This window comes from Veillonella montpellierensis (genome assembly GCF_947090115.1).
Taxonomy (GTDB): Bacteria; Bacillota; Negativicutes; order Veillonellales; family Veillonellaceae; genus Veillonella; species Veillonella montpellierensis.
In genome coordinates, this window is sequence record NZ_CAMUMS010000001.1 from 123,078 (window position 1) to 141,748 (window position 18,671).

Consider the following 18,671-nt stretch of genomic DNA (forward strand, 5'->3'; position numbering starts at 1 on the left):
AGAGGAAGATGGTGTCGTATTAAGAGAATATAGTCTAATCCGATTCATCAGAAAATTAATTATCGTTAGCTTTTCGGCAATATAAAAATTGATTGCCAGTAGTGACACATACATGCCAGGATTCTTTATCTTTGATGATATCAATCGATTCGATTGGTTTCGTTGTTATTAAATAGACATCTTTAGTGAGTGGTAATGTTTCTACATCTTTAAAAGGCATAAAGTACAGAACATCCCAACTGATTGTATTTGCTTTATTACTAGGCATATTACTTTGCGTAGATAATCTATAATTAGTAAAATGACTGTAAATATTAACTGAATTATAATAGGTGTTAGTGCTAACAACAATGGAAGATGGATTAGCATATTGATTAAGATATTGACTAATAACAAAGCCAGAGGCGTTGGTAGTTAACACGGGAACGATGGTAACGGAGAGTATGATATAGATAGTACCGATGACTGCTGCTACACGAGCTATAGTTTTTAGATTCCATTGCAAGGAACGAGCGATTAATAGAGTTAAAGGAAACAGAGCAGGAAATGTATATGTCGTGTATTTGGTAGCTACACATTGAAATACTAGAATAGTTGTTAAGGCCCATACCCATAGAAATGTTGACAACGGATCATGTTTGCTAAATAAAGATTTAATTTTTATATAGAGATGTGATATATTGGGTATTGTGCGTATCCATTGATATACTGATACTATGCCCCAAGGGAATGTAGCGATGATTGTAATTATGATGTAAAAATACCATACATTTTGTTTTGGATGCTCTGATTGTGTTACTCGTAACATGTTGTGGACGCCGAAGAAAGTATCAATAAATGCAATACCATGGGTTATATACATGTACATATACCAACTACCACCTACGACACAAACAATGATAAGACCTAATGGCAATTGCAAGTGTAATAATTCTTTTAGATTTCGCTGTAACAGTAAAAAAATGAGGATAATTAGTCCAGGAAGAAGAAAACCAATGGGACCTTTTGTTAATATGGCAAAAGCTGCACACACATAGGCTAATCGATAATAGTTAGATTTGTGAGTGTTTGACGTATAGCCTATATAAAATAATAATAAGGTGGATATTATACATAAGAATAGTGTCATATCTGTAATCGCTGTTTTAGAAAGTAGCCAAAACTCAAACGAACTTGCCAAGATAATCGTAGTCGTGAGGGCTATTTTTTTTGAAAGTATGTGATTGACAGCTGTATATGCTACGATAAGTGCTAGTAAACTTGTTATGACTGATGGAAGACGACTGGTAAAGTTGCTAAATCCAAAGAGTTTATAACTAGCAATTAACTCCCAGTAGTAAAAAATAGGTTTGTCATACCAGTAATGATATAAAATATAGGGAGATAGATATTCGTTAATATCAATCATATTTTTGGCGGTTAGTACATAGTTTGACTCTACTGGATCAGTAATGGTAATCATATGATTACCTGCGAGATAAACAATAAGGGATATCAATAGAAGATATAGAAAATTACGATGGGATGACCATATGTTTTGGATATAATTATTTATTTGCGTATACATATATAATTTCTGATCATAGAAAATAATATGAGCAGAACTCCTTTCTAATACTATATTCTACATTCATAGAGATAAGAGAATAACATATATTATAGTATATATTAGAAAGAACATAAAGAGTGTCGAATAAATAATTTTATGAAAATTAGACATGATATAGAAGCTAGAGATGCCTATATTTCTTATATTTGAGGAAATAGATAGGTACTACAATGAGCGTTTAACACCTATCTTATAGCATGACAAAATTGTATAAATTTGCTTAAGTGTGAATTTTTTAGTAAAATATAAAAGAAATAAAAGAGGAGGTAACTATGTTACTATCGATTGTAGTACCTGTTTATAATGAAGAGGATAATATAAAAGTATTTTATGATGCTGTAGTGACAGAAATGAATGCATTAGCATATGATTATGAGGTTATATTTGTTGATGATGGATCGTCAGATAGCTCTTCTTTGTTACTTCGTGATTTGGCAAGAAAAGACTGTCGTGTTAAAGTGCTGCTCTTAGCACGCAACTTTGGACATCAGTTAGCATTAACATGTGGCCTTGATTATGCTACTGGAGAGGCCGTCATTACTATGGATGGCGATATGCAACATCCTCCAGCATTAATACCTCAGTTAGTTCAACTATGGGAGCAAGGTTATGATGTAGTTAGAACGATTCGTGATTCTACTGAAGATGCTAGTTGGGCTAAGGCCATTACATCTAAATATTATTATAAACTTATGAATAAAATGGCAGAAGTGCCCATCGTTGAAGGTGGGTCTGATTTCCGATTAATGAATCGAAAATCATTAGAAACATTGAAACGGTTTCGTGAACATGGTCGATTTTTGCGAGGTATTGTAGGTGATTTAGGCTACAGACAAGCAGAACTTCATTTTGTGGCACCACCGCGTTTTGCAGGAAAATCTAAATTTAGTATACGAAAAATGATTCGTTTTGCCTTAGATGGTATTGCTGCATTTTCTAGAGCTCCACTTAGAATGGCTTTATATGTAGGTATATTATGTGGACTACTAAGCTTATTAATGATTTTACATATTTTATATGTATATTTCAGCGGAGAAGCAGTTAATGGTTGGACTACGTTGGGAATGGCAATTTTTTTCCTCGGTGGAATTCAGCTTATTGGCATAGGTATTATTGGTGAGTATGTGGGACGTGTATTTGAAGAAGTTAAACATAGGCCACTATATTGGGTTCGCAGTACTATTAATTGTGATACAGATAATAAAAAGCGTAATATATACAACTAGAAGTGAGGGCAGATATGAACTCTAAATCTAATATAATTAGGGTGTTAGCCTTAACCATTATGTTTGCATGGTGCGTAACGATACTAGCAAGTGCCTCTTATGGAATGGGTGACCAAGGAAAGGTTGTCACGTCGATTCAAAAGCAATTAATCAAAAAAGGTTATAAAGCTTTTGATAAACAAGGTACATATGGCAAAGAAACTAAATGGGCTGTCCGCTTATTTCAAAAGGATCATGGTTTAGAAGTGGATGGTATTGTAGGGCCTGCTACCTATAAAGCATTAATGGGAAAACCAATAGGAAAGAATGTTGGTTCATCAAAAGAGAAAAAAAAGGTAAAAAAAGTTACTAATCATAGTGTTCCAGCTAATGTAGGTCTTACGAAAGATGTAAAGGCATTATTAGCAGAAGCGGACCGATATAAAGGTGTTCCTTATGTGTTCGGTGGTAATACACCGCGAGGATTTGATTGCTCAGGGTATACTAAATATGTATTTGCAAAGGCGGGAATTACATTACCGCGCTTAGCAGATGAACAATATGAAGTAGGTCAAAATGTATCTCGTTCAAATTTGAGACCTGGTGATTTAGTGTTTTTTGAAACCTACGAACCAGGCGCCTCTCATTCAGGTATTTATGTGGGAAATGGTAAATTTATTAGTGCTACTACTAGTCGTGGCGTAGCCATAGCAGACTTAGATTCTGGATATTGGCATGAACGATATCTTGGAGCAAGACGAGTTATGAAATAATTTGTTATGTATCACTATATGAGTATAAAAATGAGTTACATACGAACAAGAAGTGTTCTTATTAGGGGTTGACGAATCACTTTTAGTTCGTATGTGACTTTTTTCAGTTAGTGAAAAGTTCTATTATAGGTGATATCTGTGGATACAATATGGCGATGTATACTACATAAATTCTACTCATAGAGAAGATAGTAATAAGAAATTGATGGAAAATAGTAGGTATATATCAATTATTTATTTATTATTATATAACCATGTATCAATGAAAAAAGGTATAGTATATTACTTTCTGATTAGGTATAGAAAAAATTTATTAAGTATAGTAAAATAAAGAGACGCTTTATAATTGATTCTATGTAGATAGATTCAGATAGAAATGAACAACAGGAGGCTGGGAATATGTATATGAAAGGTAATGACCTTCGTAAGGCTTATTTGGATTTTTTTGAAAGTAAAGGACATCTAAAACTAGATAGTTTTTCATTAGTGCCAGAAAATGATCCGTCCTTATTATTGATTGGGGCAGGTATGGCACCATTAAAACCTTTTTTTACAGGTAAATTGACACCTCCTTGCACACGTATTACTACTTGCCAAAAATCAATTCGTACAGGGGATCTTGACAATGTAGGTCGTACAGCACGACATCATACATTTTTTGAAATGCTAGGTAACTTCTCTTTTGGGGATTACTTTAAAACAGAAGCAATTCATTGGGCTTGGGAGTTTTTAACAGAAGTTATTAAATTAGATAAATCAAAGCTATATGTAACAGTATATCCGGATGACCAAGAGGCTATGGATAATTGGTTAGACTGTGGTGTAGAAGAAAGTCATATTTTTAAATTAGAAGATAATTTTTGGGAAATTGGAGAAGGTCCATGTGGACCAGATTCTGAAATTTTCTATGACCTAGGCCCAGAACGTGGCTGTGGTGAGCCGACTTGTCAACCAGGTTGTGATTGTGATCGTTATTTAGAAATTTGGAATTTGGTATTTACTCAATTTAATCGCACTGCAGATGGCAATTATGAACCATTAGCACAAAAAAATATTGATACTGGTGCAGGGCTTGAACGATTAGCATCTGTGTTACAAGAATGTGAAAGCAATTTTGAAACAGATTTAATATTCCCATTAATTGAACGAACTGCAGAAATGGCTCATGTTACGTATCATGAAGATGCTAATACTGATGTATCTTTAAAAGTAATTGCCGATCATATTCGTGCTTGCAGTGTTTTAATTTCGGATGGTGTGCTACCATCTAATGAAGGCCGTGGATACGTATTGCGCCGCATTTTACGACGTGCTGTTCGTCATGGACGGCTATTAGGTATTAATGGTCAGTTTTTAACATCGTTAGTCGATACTGTCATGGATATTTTAGGGGGACATGTACCTAATTTATTGGAAAAACAAGATTTTATAAAACGTGTTGTTGCTAACGAAGAAGAGCGTTTTAATCAAACATTAGCACAAGGCCTAGACTTATTACATTCCTTAATTGAAAAATTGAAAGAGGAAAAATCTGATGTTGTTTCAGGCGTAGAAGTGTTTAAATTATATGATACCTATGGGTTCCCTTGGGAATTAACAGAGGAAATTGCCAAGGAAGCAGGTTTACACATCGACCATGACGGATTTGAAAGCGCTATGAATGAACAACGGATACGTGCCAGAGAAGCTAGAGCTGATGTGGATGCTAAGGTTATGACTCCAGAAATTAAATTTTTGGCGCATGAAACGTTAACAGAAAATGAAACAGCAACAGATTCTAATATTTTGATGATTGGCAAGGGCACTGAACGCGTGAAAATAGCTACAGATGGTGAAGATGTGACTATTATTGTGAGAGAAACACCATTTCATGCAGAAGGTGGCGGTCAATTAGGCGACACTGGTTATATGATGGGTCCCATGGGAAAAGTTGAAATTCACAATACAAAACGATTGCCAGAAGGAACCGTCTATCACATAGGAACTGTTGTAGAAGGTAGTATATCAGATGGTGAGACAGTGTCGTTTGATGTAGATACAATACGTCGATTATCTATGGCACGCAATCATACGGCAACACACTTATTGCATGCTGCATTAAAACAAGTATTAGGAACTCATGTAAATCAAGCTGGTTCATTAGTAACGCCAGAGTATTTACGATTTGACTTTACTCATTTTTCTCCAGTTACAGCTGATGAATTGACACGAATTGAAGCACTTGTTAATGAACAAATATTAGCGATGAAAGCACTAGATATTCAAGAAATGTCTATGGAGGAAGCAAAAGCAAAAGGTGCCATGGCTTTATTCGGTGACAAATACGGTGATCGTGTTCGAGTGGTTACCGTACCTGACTTTAGCGTTGAACTTTGTGGCGGCTCTCATGTACCTAACACGGCTGTAGTAGGAACATTTCGGATTACCTCTGAATCTGGTACTGGCGCAGGCGTCCGTCGTATTGAAGCAGTTACTGGTAAAGCAGCTATTGATATGGCACAGGCGGATAGACAGATTATTCATCATTTAGCAGATCAATTAAAGACAAAACCAGCTACCATTGTAGAACGAATGACACAAGTTTTGGCAGAGGCAAAAGAAACTGAACATGCCCTAGCAATGGCGAAAAAAGAACTGGCTACATCGAGTCTTGATAGTATTTTAAATCATAAATTTACAGTTAATTCTGTAACAGCGGTAGTGGCATCTGTTTCAGCAAATGATATGAATGAATTGCGACAACAAGCTGATATGGTGCGAGATACCGTTCAATCAGGTGTTGTTTTATTAGGAGCTGCTATTGGAGACAAGGTAAATTTTGTTTGCATGGCAACTAAAGACGTGTTAGACAAGGGGATTCATGCTGGTAACATTGTCAAAGCCGTTGCACAGACTGCAGGTGGTAATGGCGGAGGACGTCCTGATATGGCACAAGCTGGTGGTAAAAATCTAGAGTCCTTAGACGATGCATTAACAGTAGGTAAAGAAACTATTTGCCATATGGTAAAATGATAGTAGGTCAATTCTTAGAGGTCTTACTAGAATTATAATCTATTGATTGACATAGGATAGTACGAGTAACTATGAATATTTGTAGACTTACATAATTTATAGAGAATTTATTATATACTTGAATATTATCGTATAGACAAAATGTAGTATAATGAATATATGATGAATTTATTATAAAGGAGGGGTTACCGTGAGTATATCTGATGAAACTATGATGTTTAAAAAAGTTGATGATGTGGAGATTACACCAGATCAAATTTTAAGTGATGTATATCGCTCTTTAAAAGAGAAGGGATATAATCCTGTCAATCAAATCGTAGGGTATCTAATTTCAGGTGATCCAACGTATATTACAAGTTATAATAACGCACGTTCTAAAATTCGACGATTAGAACGGGATGAGATTATTGAAGAACTTGTAACTGGTTATGTAAAAGCTAAGGGTTTATAATATGCGCATTATGTCACTTGATGTAGGAAGTCGTACAATAGGTGTTGCTTGCAGTGATGCATTGCTAATGACGGCACAGGGAGTTGAGACTATACGGCGTACTTCTTTAGCTAATGATTTCCAACGTTTGCAAGAATTAATAGAGGCATATGAAGTTCACCAATTAGTTGTAGGAATGCCAAAAAATATGAATGGTACTAAGGGTGATCGCGCAGAAAAGACAGAAGAATTTGTACATAAGATGCAAGAAGTGATTCATGTGCCAGTTATATTTTGGGATGAACGATTGTCGACAGTTATGGCTGAAAAATCATTGATTTTTGCAGATGTTAGCCGTAAAAAAAGAAAACTTGTAATTGATAAAATGGCAGCTGTTGTTATTTTGCAAGGCTATTTAGCAAGATTAGATACTATGAAGAAGCAATAGGAGGGCCCAATGTCCGCAGAAGAATTAGATATGGAATATCCAGTGGTACAATTTGATACAGAAGATGGTATTGTTGAATTTATCGAATTTAGAACAGTTACATATAATGATATAGAATATGCTGTATTAATCCCTACAGAAGATGTACATAATGATGAGCCAGCTATTATGATTTGTCGAAAAGACCAAGAAGATGGGGAAGATATTTATGTAGAACCTACAGAAGAAGAATTTAATGCAGTAGCAGATTTAGTTATGGCTGAATATGGTGAAGATTTATAATCGAATCTGTCGATTTTGATACATGTATGTAGTTATAGTAGTATCATATTTTTATCACTGATGATTGTGTGCGTATAGTTTTTTATAAGAGTAATATAGATATCGTTTGTATCGATGGTAGCATTATGAATTGATGCATATACGTATATGACATTCCTACTATAAATTAACGTTAAAAATAGGATTCCTTTCATAAGGAACCCTATTTTTGTTGTTATTATAAGGATATGGTATAATAACATGTATAATTTAGAAAGGAATTACTATATGACTGCTAAAAAGAAGATTTTTGTAACGATCTTTACTATTATTCTTAGTATTGTTATTCTTGGCTTGTTAGGTATATTTTTCCTACCTAATGCATGGGATAATACGAAAGACACACAAGTTTTAATCATTCAAAATGATGAAACAGGATCAGATATTACTAACGCCTTATATGAAAAAGGACTAATTCGGTCTCCTCTTGCATTTCGGTTAGCGCTCCGTCTCAGTGGTGACACGCATAAGCTGCAAACTGGGTATTACCAAATACCAGCACATATTAATGTATACGATTTAATTCATTTACTACAAAAAGGACGAGTTAAATCTGTGCACATAACAATTCCAGAAGGATATACTATTGGAGAAATTGCTATTGAATTAGAAAAAAAACAAATCGTTAGTGCTAAAGATTTTTTAGAAGCGGCTAAAGATTACATGCCTTATTCATATATGAATAGTACAAAACCAGTTACGTATCGTGTAGAAGGATTTTTATTTCCTAGCACTTATGATATTCCTGTTAATTCATCAGCTCGTGATATATTAAAAATTATGTCATCTGAAATGAATGATTATTTTACAAATGATGTGAAAGAACAATTGAAAAAAGATCATATGACGATTTTTGAATTTGTTACATTGGCTTCTCTTGTAGAAAAAGAAGCACGATTTGATGAAGATAGAGCTACTATTGCGGCAGTGTTTAAAAAACGTATTCAAGAAGGTGTGCCGTTGCAGTCGGACGCGACGATTGCGTATGTGCTAGGGTATCCTAAAGCACATATTACATTAGCGGATACAAAATTACAGAGCCCATATAATACGTATGTAGTTAAGGGGTATCCACCAGGACCTATTGCAAATCCTGGGAAAAAATCAATGGATGCAGTATTATATGCACCACCTACAGATTATTTATATTTTGTAGCAGATAAAGAAGGACATAATCATTTTAGTAAAACCTATGAAGAACATTTGAAAGTAGTGGATAGTATTTATGGAAATGACGGAGATTCTGAATGAACAACGAGTATATGCAGTAGTTAATGCAGTACCTATTTTACGTGAATCAGAAATACATTTATTTGAAGAAATCATTAGTTTATATCGCCCTACATCTGTGTTAGAAATCGGTACAGCGATTGGATATTCTACACTATTAATTGCTAGTAATATGAAATCATGTGGACATATTACCTCAATTGAACTAGATGTGACTCGGTATAAGATGGCACAGTATTATGTGAATCAGTCTCCCTATAAAGATAAGATTACTTTATTACAAGGTGATGCGACTGATGTTTTACATACTATAGAAGGCTCGTATGATTTAGTTTTCTTAGATGGACCTAAAGGCCAATATTTACGTCAATTAGAATGTATTATGCCACATTTAAGCGAGAATGCAGTCATTTTAGCGGATAATGTATTATTTAGAGGGTATGTAAGAGGAAATAAAAAAACACCACGTCGTTTTAAGACAATTACAAAACGATTAGAAGAATATTTATCATTTATAGAAAATAAAGAATTATTTAACACTACCATTTATCCATTAGGAGATGGTATGAGTGTAAGTGTTTGGAAAGGCAATCATTATGAAGAAACCTAAAATTGAAGTATTAGCTCCAGCAGGTAATATGGATAAGTTGAAAATGGCAATCCGTTATGGGGCCGATGCAGTATATTGTGCGGGTAAAACTTTTGGTTTACGTGCTGGGAGTTCTAACTTTACGCGGGAAGAATTACAAGAAGCGGTAGAGTTTGTTCATTCATTTGGGAAGAAAATTTATGTTACCTGTAATATTATTCCACACAATAAAGATTTAGAAGGTTTTGAAGAATATATTCAGTATTTAGATGGTATAGGTGTAGATGCTGTATTAATAGCTGATTTAGGATTGTTTTATTTGGCGAAACCTTTAATTAAACATATGGAAATACATATTAGTACACAAGCCAATATTACTAACTGGGCAACAGCTGCATTTTGGAAACAATTAGGAGCTGATCGTGTTGTTATGGCTCGTGAAGTTAGTATCGACGATATTAGAATATTAAAAGATACAGTTGATATTGATGTAGAAGCTTTTGTTCACGGTGCTATGTGCATATCCTATTCTGGTCGATGCTTATTAAGTAATTATTTTACAGGAACAAGAGATGCTAATCGTGGACAATGTGCACAAGCTTGTCGTTGGAAATACGCACTGGTAGAAATGACTCGACCAGGTGAATATTATCCGATTGAGGAAGATGAAATGGGGACTTATATTTTTAATTCCAAAGATTTATGCTTACTAGCACATATTCCTGATTTAGTTAAAGCAGGGGTAGATAGTTTAAAAATTGAAGGTCGCATGAAATCTGTTCATTATGCGGCAACAGTTACTAAAGTATATCGTGAAGCAGTTGATGCGTATTTGGAAGAAGGCGATGATTATCGAGTTCGCCCTGAATGGATTCAAGAATTAGAAAAAATTTCCCATCGTCCTTATACAGAAGGGTTTTCTGTTGCTAAGGCGGATGCAACAGCTCAAAATTATGGCAAATCAAGTAACACACAAACTCATGACTTTATTGGATTAGTAACAGGATATAATGAAACAGAAGGGTATGCGTATTTAGAACAGCGTAATAATTTTAAAGTAGGAGATGTAGTTGAGTTCATGCAACCTCACGGCACTATTGTGGCTCACACTATCACCAAGATGACTGATGAAGACGGTGCTCCAATTGATGTGGCAAAACATGCACAAATGAAAGTGCATTTATATATTGATACACCATTAGAAACATATTCCATGATGCGTAGGGAATGTAAAACGCAAGAAGAAGCGATAGTAGCTGTAGACGGTAGTGAATCTATGGGTTGTTCTGGATGTAGTCATTAGTATAATGGTGAGTATATGCATAAAAAAGAACGTTTTACATAACGATTTAAAGAATTCTTGATAGATTTAGTATAGAAAGTATTACTTTCATAGTACAGACTACGTAGTGGGTAATCTTTTATGAAGATTGTTACTATATAATACGGCTATTCAATAGAAGTATAGTATTTGTCATGACGTATACTATACTTCTATACGTTTAGTTGTGGCTATACAGGAGTACTTTTAAAATAGATAGATGTATAATAGGTAGGGTTTCTACATAGTTATTACATTGCTATAATTGTCTATGAGTTATATGAGAAACCATCTGTGCCATTATTATAGTTATAAGAAAATGGGGTTGTATAGATATATGAAATTAAGCGTAGAAGAGATTTCTAGTTCTATTGATGATGACGCAGTTTATTGTAGAATTAATATTCGTGATACTAATTATGTGAATCGGATTATAGAAGGGTATGAGTATTTAGGTGTTATGACTACGCTAGATGCAAGTACAGGACTTACAGTGATTCGCACTACAAAAGATACTAGGTCAGTGGTGATTCAAATTTTGAAATCACTGTCATTAGATAGATTAGAATTTGTTGATTTCTGTGATAAACGTGAATAAATTTAATTCAGTTATTATGTATAAAACTATATTGATAGTAGGTATTTAGATAGAAACGTATCGTATAGCTCTGTATTATAGTAGTTGATGTATTAGTTTATAACACGTATCCATGTATGATTTTATATGTATAGCTCTAATATAGATAATTAGTGAATCATAGATACTAGTCATTAAACATATATAGATGAGCTCTATGGTGACGATAGTAATTCTAGTTTTGTGCCCATAAATGTATCGTATAGTTGTATTATAGTAATTAATGTATTAGTTTATAACACGTATTCATGTATGGTTTTATATGTATAGTGCTAATATAGATAATTAGTAAATCATAGATGTTAGTTATTAAACATACATAGGTGAGAATACGGTGAGTATAGTAACTCTATACTTTGTATCACAAATGTTTGACTACTACAGATTACTATAGATAAATAGAAATTTTATGTATTGACATATTTACATGTATATATTATCATAAATTATATTATTAAAAGTAATGCGAAGGACATGATTGTGTAATTTTGTGTTCTAGAGAGAAGCCGTTTGCTGGAAGGCTTTACACATATTATAGAATTACTCCCTTCAAACTGATATACGGAACCGAAAGCAGTAAGTATATCCGCTAAGAAGCGTTATTTTCTAAGAAGTGAGTCAGGTAATAGACTAACTAGGGTGGAACCGCGGATATAGATCTTCGTCCCTTGTGAGAGGGAAGAGAAGGTCTTTTTTTATTGTAGAAAATTACTATAGTATGTATCGTAGTTCATTACCTTTGTGAGACTGATTCATAGCTATATGACAATGTATCTGTAAGAGCAGTATATAGTAAATTAGATACTATTTTATAATATGTTTTACTATTATAAAATATAAGGAGGAAGTAAGATGAAAGATGTAAAAATTATTTTACCAGATGGTAGCGAAAAAAGTTATGCAGAAGGTACTACGTATGGAGAGGCAGTAAAACAATTATCTAATAGCTTAGCCAAAAAAGTGTTAGCTGCAGATGTTGATGGAGTAACGATTGACCTTCGTGAAAAGATAGAAGATGGTAGTCATGTTAAATTTTTGACATTTGAAGAACAAGGTGGTAAAGATACACTTCGTCATACGGCATCACATGTTTTAGCAGATGCGATTAAACGACTATGGCCAGAGGCTAAATTAGCCATTGGTCCATCGATAGAAAAAGGATTTTACTATGATATAGATATGGATCATGTATTGACACCAGAAGATTTAACGACTATTGAAAAAGAAATGAAAAAAATCGTTAAAGAAAATCATCCTTTAGTAAAACAAATTATGTCTCGTAAGGAAGCATTAGAATTCTTTGCAGATAAAAATGAAGATTATAAAGTGGAATTAATTAGAGATTTACCAGAAGACGAAGAGATTTCAGTATATGCTATGGGCGATTTTATTGATCTTTGCGCGGGCCCACATGTAGCATCTACAGGAAAGGTAAAGGCTTTTAAATTACAAAGTATTGCAGGTGCATACTGGCGTGGAGATGAAAAAAATAAAATGCTACAACGCATTTATGGAACTGCGTTTGAAAAGCAGGATGATTTAGATCAATATTTGGCGATGTTAGAAGAAGCGGCTAAACGTGACCACAGAAAACTAGGTAAAGAGTTAGGGCTGTTTGTTATCAAAGAAGAGGGCCCAGGATTTCCATTCTTTTTACCAAAAGGCATGGCACTTCGTAATGAATTAGAAGCTTTTTGGCGTGAGCTACATCATGAATTTGAATATGTAGAAATACGTACTCCTATTATATTGAACCGTCAACTTTGGGAAACATCAGGTCATTGGTTCCACTATCGAGAAAACATGTATACCACACAAATTGATGGTGAAGAATATGCGATTAAGCCAATGAATTGTCCTGGGGGCATATTAGTATATAAAAATGAACCTCATTCATATCGCGATTTACCAATTCGTATGGCAGAGTTAGGATTAGTTCATCGTCATGAATTAAGCGGTGCATTACATGGTTTATTCCGCGTACGTTCATTTACACAAGATGATGCCCATGTATTTATGTTACCATCTCAGATGAAAGAAGAATTGATGAAAGTTATTGAACTATTTGATCGTACATATAGTCAATTCGGATTAAAATATCATGTAGAATTATCAACAAAACCGGAAAATGCTATGGGTGATGATGCTATATGGGATGCAGCTACAGAGGCGTTACGAGAAGCTATTGAAGCGAAGGGCATTTCTTATGTTATTAATGAAGGTGATGGTGCTTTCTATGGACCTAAATTAGATTACCATATTGAAGACTCAATTGGTCGTACATGGCAATGTGGTACGATTCAATTAGATATGAATTTACCAGAACGATTCAATATGGAATATATTGGTGAAGATGGGCAAAAACATCAACCAGTTATGATTCATCGTGCTTGCTTTGGGTCACTAGAACGGTTTATTGGTATTTTAACAGAACACTTTGCTGGAGCATTCCCAACTTGGATGGCGCCTGTACAAGTAAAAATAATGGCTATTAGTGAACATCAAGCAGAGTATGCTAAGAATATTGCAAAAGCTATGACTGCTGAATATATTCGCGTAGAAGCTGATGTGCGGAATGAAAAAATTGGCTATAAAATTCGACAAGCACAAATGGAGAAAGTTCCATATATGTTAGTTGTAGGTGATAAAGAAATGGCTGATGGTACTGTATCGATTCGTAAACGTGGAGAAGGCGAAATCGGAGCTATGGACTGGAAAGCATTTATGGCCGATTTACAGAAAGAAATTAAAGAACGTCGTTAAATTTATAAATATATTTAAATGACATTGCAATGAGAAATATGAATGCTATTAAACACATAGTTCATACATAGCGATATAGGTGTTACTATCTACTAATACTGAAATTATAGGTATCACAATAAATCCCCCAACACAAATTAGTGTTGGGGGATTTATTTATAACAGATTTACTTTTCTAATTGTGAATTGTAGATATGCTATATCTTTTATAGGTTATAAAATCAGTTTATACAATTTCTTGATTTGGATCAAATGTTTCGCCACCACAATCGGGTAATAAACCGTATTCTACAGTCCATAATTCTTTATATTTTAATGCTTGATTATGTATCTTTTTAATCATTGTTGCATCGGTGCGAGCAATACGAGATGGAAGCCCTACAACGAGTGAGTTTGGAGGTATAATAGTTCCTTCTTTGACAACAGTGCCAGCAGCAATAATAGAACCAGAGCCGACATGACAACCACTTAGTACAATGGCACCCATTCCGATTAGTACATCATTTTCAATTACACTAGCATGAACAATGGCACCATGTCCAACAGTCACATAGTCACCTAGAATACATGGCTTGTCACTATCAACGTGTAATACAGAATTATCTTGTACATTAGAATAACGACCAATTACTACTTTATTTACATCACCACGAATGGCAACATTCTGCCATACAGAGGCAAATTCTTTCAACTCTACGTCACCGGCTAATTCTGCTCCCGGCATAACACAACTCTTAGGATCTAATTTTGGATATTTTCCTTGAAATGGTAACATATAATCTCCTTTATAATAATTCATAGTTTTCTAGCTAGCTTTATAATTATATAGTTAGTAATAGCGATTATGCATGTTGTATTCAGTGCTATTTATTCGTTTAATTAAGAAGATATACGAGAAAGATAGGGTGGTACATAGTGTAGACTTTTTATAACTAATTTTATTAGACACTATGCTTAGCATCACTTGTATAGGTTCTATTCATTATAAAGCTAGATAGGTATATATTATGAAATTACTACGTGTATAATATAGTACTGTTTTTATATAGAAAATTCTATTAAATAAATCGTTGAGCAGCGGTAATTGCTTCCACTGCTTCAGCTATAATAGAGTCAACAATCGTTTTAGCAGGCTCTATTTTAGTTAGACGATTTAAACCTTGACCACATTGAACAGCTCCATTGACAATATCACCATCAATAGCGGCTAATTTATTAGTCCCTTTAGACATGTTAGTCAATTCTTCTCTGGTGACTGTTTTACTAAACTCAGCGGCTAGGTATTTTTCTGTAAATTCATTCTTTAAACTGCGTACACCACCATGGCCAGATGTGAGACCAGTTACGATGCTATCGGTATCAGTGGCACGGATAATAGCATTTTTGCAATTTAGATGCATGGTGCATTCTTCGGCTAGAATAAAACGAGATCCCATTTGCACGCCTTCAGCACCCATTGTTAAAGCAGCGGCTAGTCCTCTTCCATCTACGATACCACCAGCAACGATTACAGGAATCGATACTTCAGGAAGTATATTTTCCATTAATGGCATTGTCCCTTGTGTACCGATATGACCGCCAGCTTCTTGGCCCTCAATAATAATAGCATCAGCTCCTGCATCAGCGACACGTTTCGCCAACTTAACATTAGGAATAACAGGAATAACTTTAATGCCTGCTTCTTGTAAGGGCTTAATATAAGGCACTGGATTGCCCGCACCAAGTGTTACAAAAGCAGGCTTTTCCTCTAGAATTACTTGTAAAATTTCATCTTTATTAGGAGCCATTAACATAATATTTACACCAAATGGCTTATCCGTTAGAGCTTTACATTGTTGTATTTCTTCACGAACCCATTCAGTAGAACGCCCGCCACAAGCAATAACACCAGTAGCACCAGCATTTGCCACTGCAGCAGCTAATTTATGTTCAGAAGTCCAAGCCATAGCACCTTGAATAATAGGATATTTAATATGTAATAATTCTGTTAATTTTGTGTTCATAATACCTCCTACGATATAGTATATGATAATTATCTTTACATCTATACTCTCTTATTATATAGCAGGATAGCATAATTAGATAGATTTAATTTTGAAAATAATTATTAATTATAATTTATAAATAATGAAGAAGAAGTGATAATAATTTTTTAGAAACGTATCATTATATCTAGGGTATCATCCTATATATGCTTGATGAGTAAGGAGAAGAGCAAGTTGTATGAATAGCTTTTATTAGAGAGAACTTAATAGATAAATTGTAGAAATTTGATACGGAAAGTATATCTTTGTGGTATAATTTAAAATATGTAAAGAAAAGAGTGCGAAGGTGTAATATAAAGGAAAGAATACAATGAATAGAACTTACTTACAAATGATTTCAGGTGAATCGACTGCGCATACGCCAGTTTGGTTTATGCGCCAAGCTGGTCGTAGTCAAGTAAAGTATAGAGAAATTAAGAATGGTCGCACTCTATTTGATATTGTTCGAGAACCAGAATTATGTGCTTACGTTACTAAGTTACCTGTTGATGAATATGATGTAGATGCAGCCATTTTATATAATGATATTATGACGCCATTATTACCGATGGGGGTTGATGTAGAGATTCAATCCGGCATAGGACCAGTGATTGCTAATCCCATTCGAACACGGCATGATATCGACCAGTTGCGTGGATTTGACATGGCAGAAGAGTTGCCATTTATGGGGGAAACAATTCGGCTATTGACACAAGAACAATTAACAGTTCCTTTAATTGGCTTTTGTGGTGCTCCTTTTACATTAGCTAGCTATATGATAGAAGGAGGACCCTCTAAAAATTATATTAAAACACGACAAATGTTATTAGGTGAACCAGAATTATGGGATTATTTAATGACTAAATTAACAGATATGAGTATTGATTATTTATTATATCAAATAAAATCTGGAGCTAATGCGATTCAGATTTTTGATTCATGGATTGGCATTGTAGGCACAGAAGTATATCATTATCGTATATTCCCTCATATGTGTCGATTGATAGATGCCTTGCATCGTCAATACCCTCATGTGCCAATCACTATATTCGGTGTAGGAACGACTCATTTGTTACCAGTATGGAAAGAGTTGCCGATTGATGTAATTGGTATTGATTGGCGTTGTTCATGGCAATTAGCTAAGCATATGGGCATTCAACAGACGATTCAGGGAAATTTAGACCCTTTATATTTGTTTAGTGAGTGGTCCATTTTAAAAGCTGAAATTGATCGAATTTTAATGCATGGCAAGTTACATGGTAGACATATTTTTAATTTAGGACACGGAATTTTACCTGATACAAATCCAGATGTAATTAAGCGTGTGGTTGCTTATGTGCATGAGGCCTCGCAAGTATAATGGAAACTATAGTAAAAGAACGATGGGGCCTATTGTTTATGACATATGGGTCGCCAGAAACTCAGAGCGATATTAAAGATTTTTATACACGCATTCGAGGTGGACGAGAACCGTCAGAGGTAGAAGTAAATGTATTACAGAAACGGTATGCGGCTATTAAGAAATCTCCATTATTGACACACAATGAAGAACAAGTTTGCGCTGTAGCTGATATGATATATAGTCGTTTTAGTATAGAAATGCCATATTATCTAGGATGCTTATATGCTAAACCATATATGTATGAAACTTTTCATGCTATGAAAGACGCAGGCATTACTAAGGTAATAGGATTACCAGGCACGCCCTTTGATACACCAGCAACACGTTTGCCGTATGCCAAGATGATTTCAGATGTATCTGAGCAGTATCATATACCGGTTACGATGGTAAGTAATTGGTATGATGATGGAAAATTAGCATTGTGCTGGGCTCAACGAATTATGGATGTTTTACAGGTCAATGGATTAGAACGTATACATGAGATTGCGTTTATTTTTACCGCTCATAGTATGCCACAGATGGTAGTAGATGCAGGTGATGCATATACACAACAAATATCTGATTTGATTAGTCAAATACTAGTAACCATTGATATACCTAAGTCGGCAGTGTATCAAGCTTGGCAAAGCGCAGGTACTAGAGGTACATGGTTACAACCTACTATAAGTGAAGTATTGCAACGTGTATATACCGAGGGATATAAAATAGCTGTAATCATCCCTGTAGGATTTATTACAGAACATTTAGAAGTGTTATATGATAATGATATAGAGTGTAAAAATTTTTGTGAATTACATGATATGATATATTTACGCCCGATAATGCCTAATACTAATACATATGCAGTAGAAGCTATGACGAATGCTGTATATAAAGCAATGGGAGATAGGAAGGATAAGTAGGAGAT

16 protein-coding genes and 1 other annotated feature are annotated in these 18,671 nt (G+C 34.5%); of the genes, 13 read left to right on the plus strand and 3 right to left on the minus strand.

The window, feature by feature from the left end; all coding sequences use genetic code 11:
* Positions 1-55 precede the first annotated feature (55 nt).
* Positions 56-1,462: an ArnT family glycosyltransferase gene (locus P6940_RS00590; RefSeq protein ID WP_052076825.1), complete on the minus strand. Its 1,407-nt coding sequence runs from the start codon at positions 1,460-1,462 to the stop codon at positions 56-58.
* A 419-nt stretch (positions 1,463-1,881) separates the two neighbouring features.
* Between P6940_RS00590 and P6940_RS00595 the strand changes: the two genes are divergently transcribed.
* The 11 genes from P6940_RS00595 to thrS all read left to right on the plus strand — a co-directional run bounded on the left by P6940_RS00595 (position 1,882) and on the right by thrS (position 14,338).
* Positions 1,882-2,835, plus strand: a complete 954-nt coding sequence (locus P6940_RS00595) for a glycosyltransferase family 2 protein (protein ID WP_028257249.1) — start codon at positions 1,882-1,884, stop codon at positions 2,833-2,835.
* Between the two features lie 59 nt (positions 2,836-2,894).
* The gene (locus P6940_RS00600; protein ID WP_423839090.1) at positions 2,895-3,587 is read left to right on the plus strand and encodes an NlpC/P60 family protein; all 693 of its coding nucleotides are present in this window, start codon (positions 2,895-2,897) and stop codon (positions 3,585-3,587) included.
* A 405-nt stretch (positions 3,588-3,992) separates the two neighbouring features.
* On the plus strand, positions 3,993-6,599 hold the full coding sequence (gene alaS, locus P6940_RS00605; RefSeq protein ID WP_277292930.1) for an alanine--tRNA ligase: 2,607 nt from the start codon (positions 3,993-3,995) through the stop codon (positions 6,597-6,599).
* 190 nt (positions 6,600-6,789) lie between these two features.
* Complete coding sequence (locus P6940_RS00610) at positions 6,790-7,050, plus strand: IreB family regulatory phosphoprotein (protein ID WP_277292878.1); 261 nt, start codon at positions 6,790-6,792, stop codon at positions 7,048-7,050.
* Position 7,051: 1 nt separating this feature from the next.
* Positions 7,052-7,477: a Holliday junction resolvase RuvX gene (ruvX, locus tag P6940_RS00615; RefSeq protein WP_277288586.1), complete on the plus strand. Its 426-nt coding sequence runs from the start codon at positions 7,052-7,054 to the stop codon at positions 7,475-7,477.
* Positions 7,478-7,486: 9 nt separating this feature from the next.
* Positions 7,487-7,759: a DUF1292 domain-containing protein gene (locus P6940_RS00620; RefSeq protein ID WP_028257244.1), complete on the plus strand. Its 273-nt coding sequence runs from the start codon at positions 7,487-7,489 to the stop codon at positions 7,757-7,759.
* A 267-nt stretch (positions 7,760-8,026) separates the two neighbouring features.
* A complete protein-coding gene (gene mltG / locus P6940_RS00625) occupies positions 8,027-9,049 on the plus strand; it encodes an endolytic transglycosylase MltG (RefSeq protein ID WP_277292879.1) in 1,023 nt (340 codons plus the stop codon).
* Complete coding sequence (locus P6940_RS00630; protein ID WP_277292880.1) at positions 9,024-9,638, plus strand: O-methyltransferase; 615 nt, start codon at positions 9,024-9,026, stop codon at positions 9,636-9,638. The genes mltG and P6940_RS00630 overlap by 26 nt, the downstream gene beginning before the upstream one ends.
* The gene (locus P6940_RS00635) at positions 9,625-10,920 is read left to right on the plus strand and encodes a peptidase U32 family protein (protein ID WP_277292881.1); all 1,296 of its coding nucleotides are present in this window, start codon (positions 9,625-9,627) and stop codon (positions 10,918-10,920) included. The genes P6940_RS00630 and P6940_RS00635 overlap by 14 nt, the downstream gene beginning before the upstream one ends.
* Before the next feature lie 355 nt (positions 10,921-11,275).
* Positions 11,276-11,536: a DUF4911 domain-containing protein gene (locus tag P6940_RS00640; protein ID WP_277292882.1), complete on the plus strand. Its 261-nt coding sequence runs from the start codon at positions 11,276-11,278 to the stop codon at positions 11,534-11,536.
* A 493-nt stretch (positions 11,537-12,029) separates the two neighbouring features.
* Positions 12,030-12,247: a binding site (T-box leader), on the plus strand.
* A 180-nt stretch (positions 12,248-12,427) separates the two neighbouring features.
* Entirely contained in the window at positions 12,428-14,338 is a 1,911-nt protein-coding gene (gene thrS / locus P6940_RS00645; RefSeq protein ID WP_277292883.1) for a threonine--tRNA ligase, read from the plus strand.
* A 226-nt stretch (positions 14,339-14,564) separates the two neighbouring features.
* Here the strand turns inward: thrS and P6940_RS00650 are convergent, their stop codons facing one another.
* On the minus strand, positions 14,565-15,113 hold the full coding sequence (locus P6940_RS00650) for a gamma carbonic anhydrase family protein (protein WP_028257239.1): 549 nt from the start codon (positions 15,111-15,113) through the stop codon (positions 14,565-14,567).
* Positions 15,114-15,396: 283 nt separating this feature from the next.
* Positions 15,397-16,341, minus strand: coding sequence for a nitronate monooxygenase (locus P6940_RS00655; protein ID WP_028257238.1), 945 nt, complete (start codon positions 16,339-16,341; stop codon positions 15,397-15,399).
* A 352-nt stretch (positions 16,342-16,693) separates the two neighbouring features.
* On the opposite strand from P6940_RS00655, the gene hemE reads away from it, so the two are divergent.
* Together hemE and hemH are read left to right on the plus strand one after the other, a co-directional pair.
* Entirely contained in the window at positions 16,694-17,722 is a 1,029-nt protein-coding gene (gene hemE, locus P6940_RS00660) for a uroporphyrinogen decarboxylase (protein ID WP_028257237.1), read from the plus strand.
* The gene (hemH, locus tag P6940_RS00665; RefSeq protein WP_277292884.1) at positions 17,722-18,666 is read left to right on the plus strand and encodes a ferrochelatase; all 945 of its coding nucleotides are present in this window, start codon (positions 17,722-17,724) and stop codon (positions 18,664-18,666) included. Before hemE ends, hemH begins: the two co-directional genes overlap by 1 nt.
* Positions 18,667-18,671: the final 5 nt, after the last annotated feature.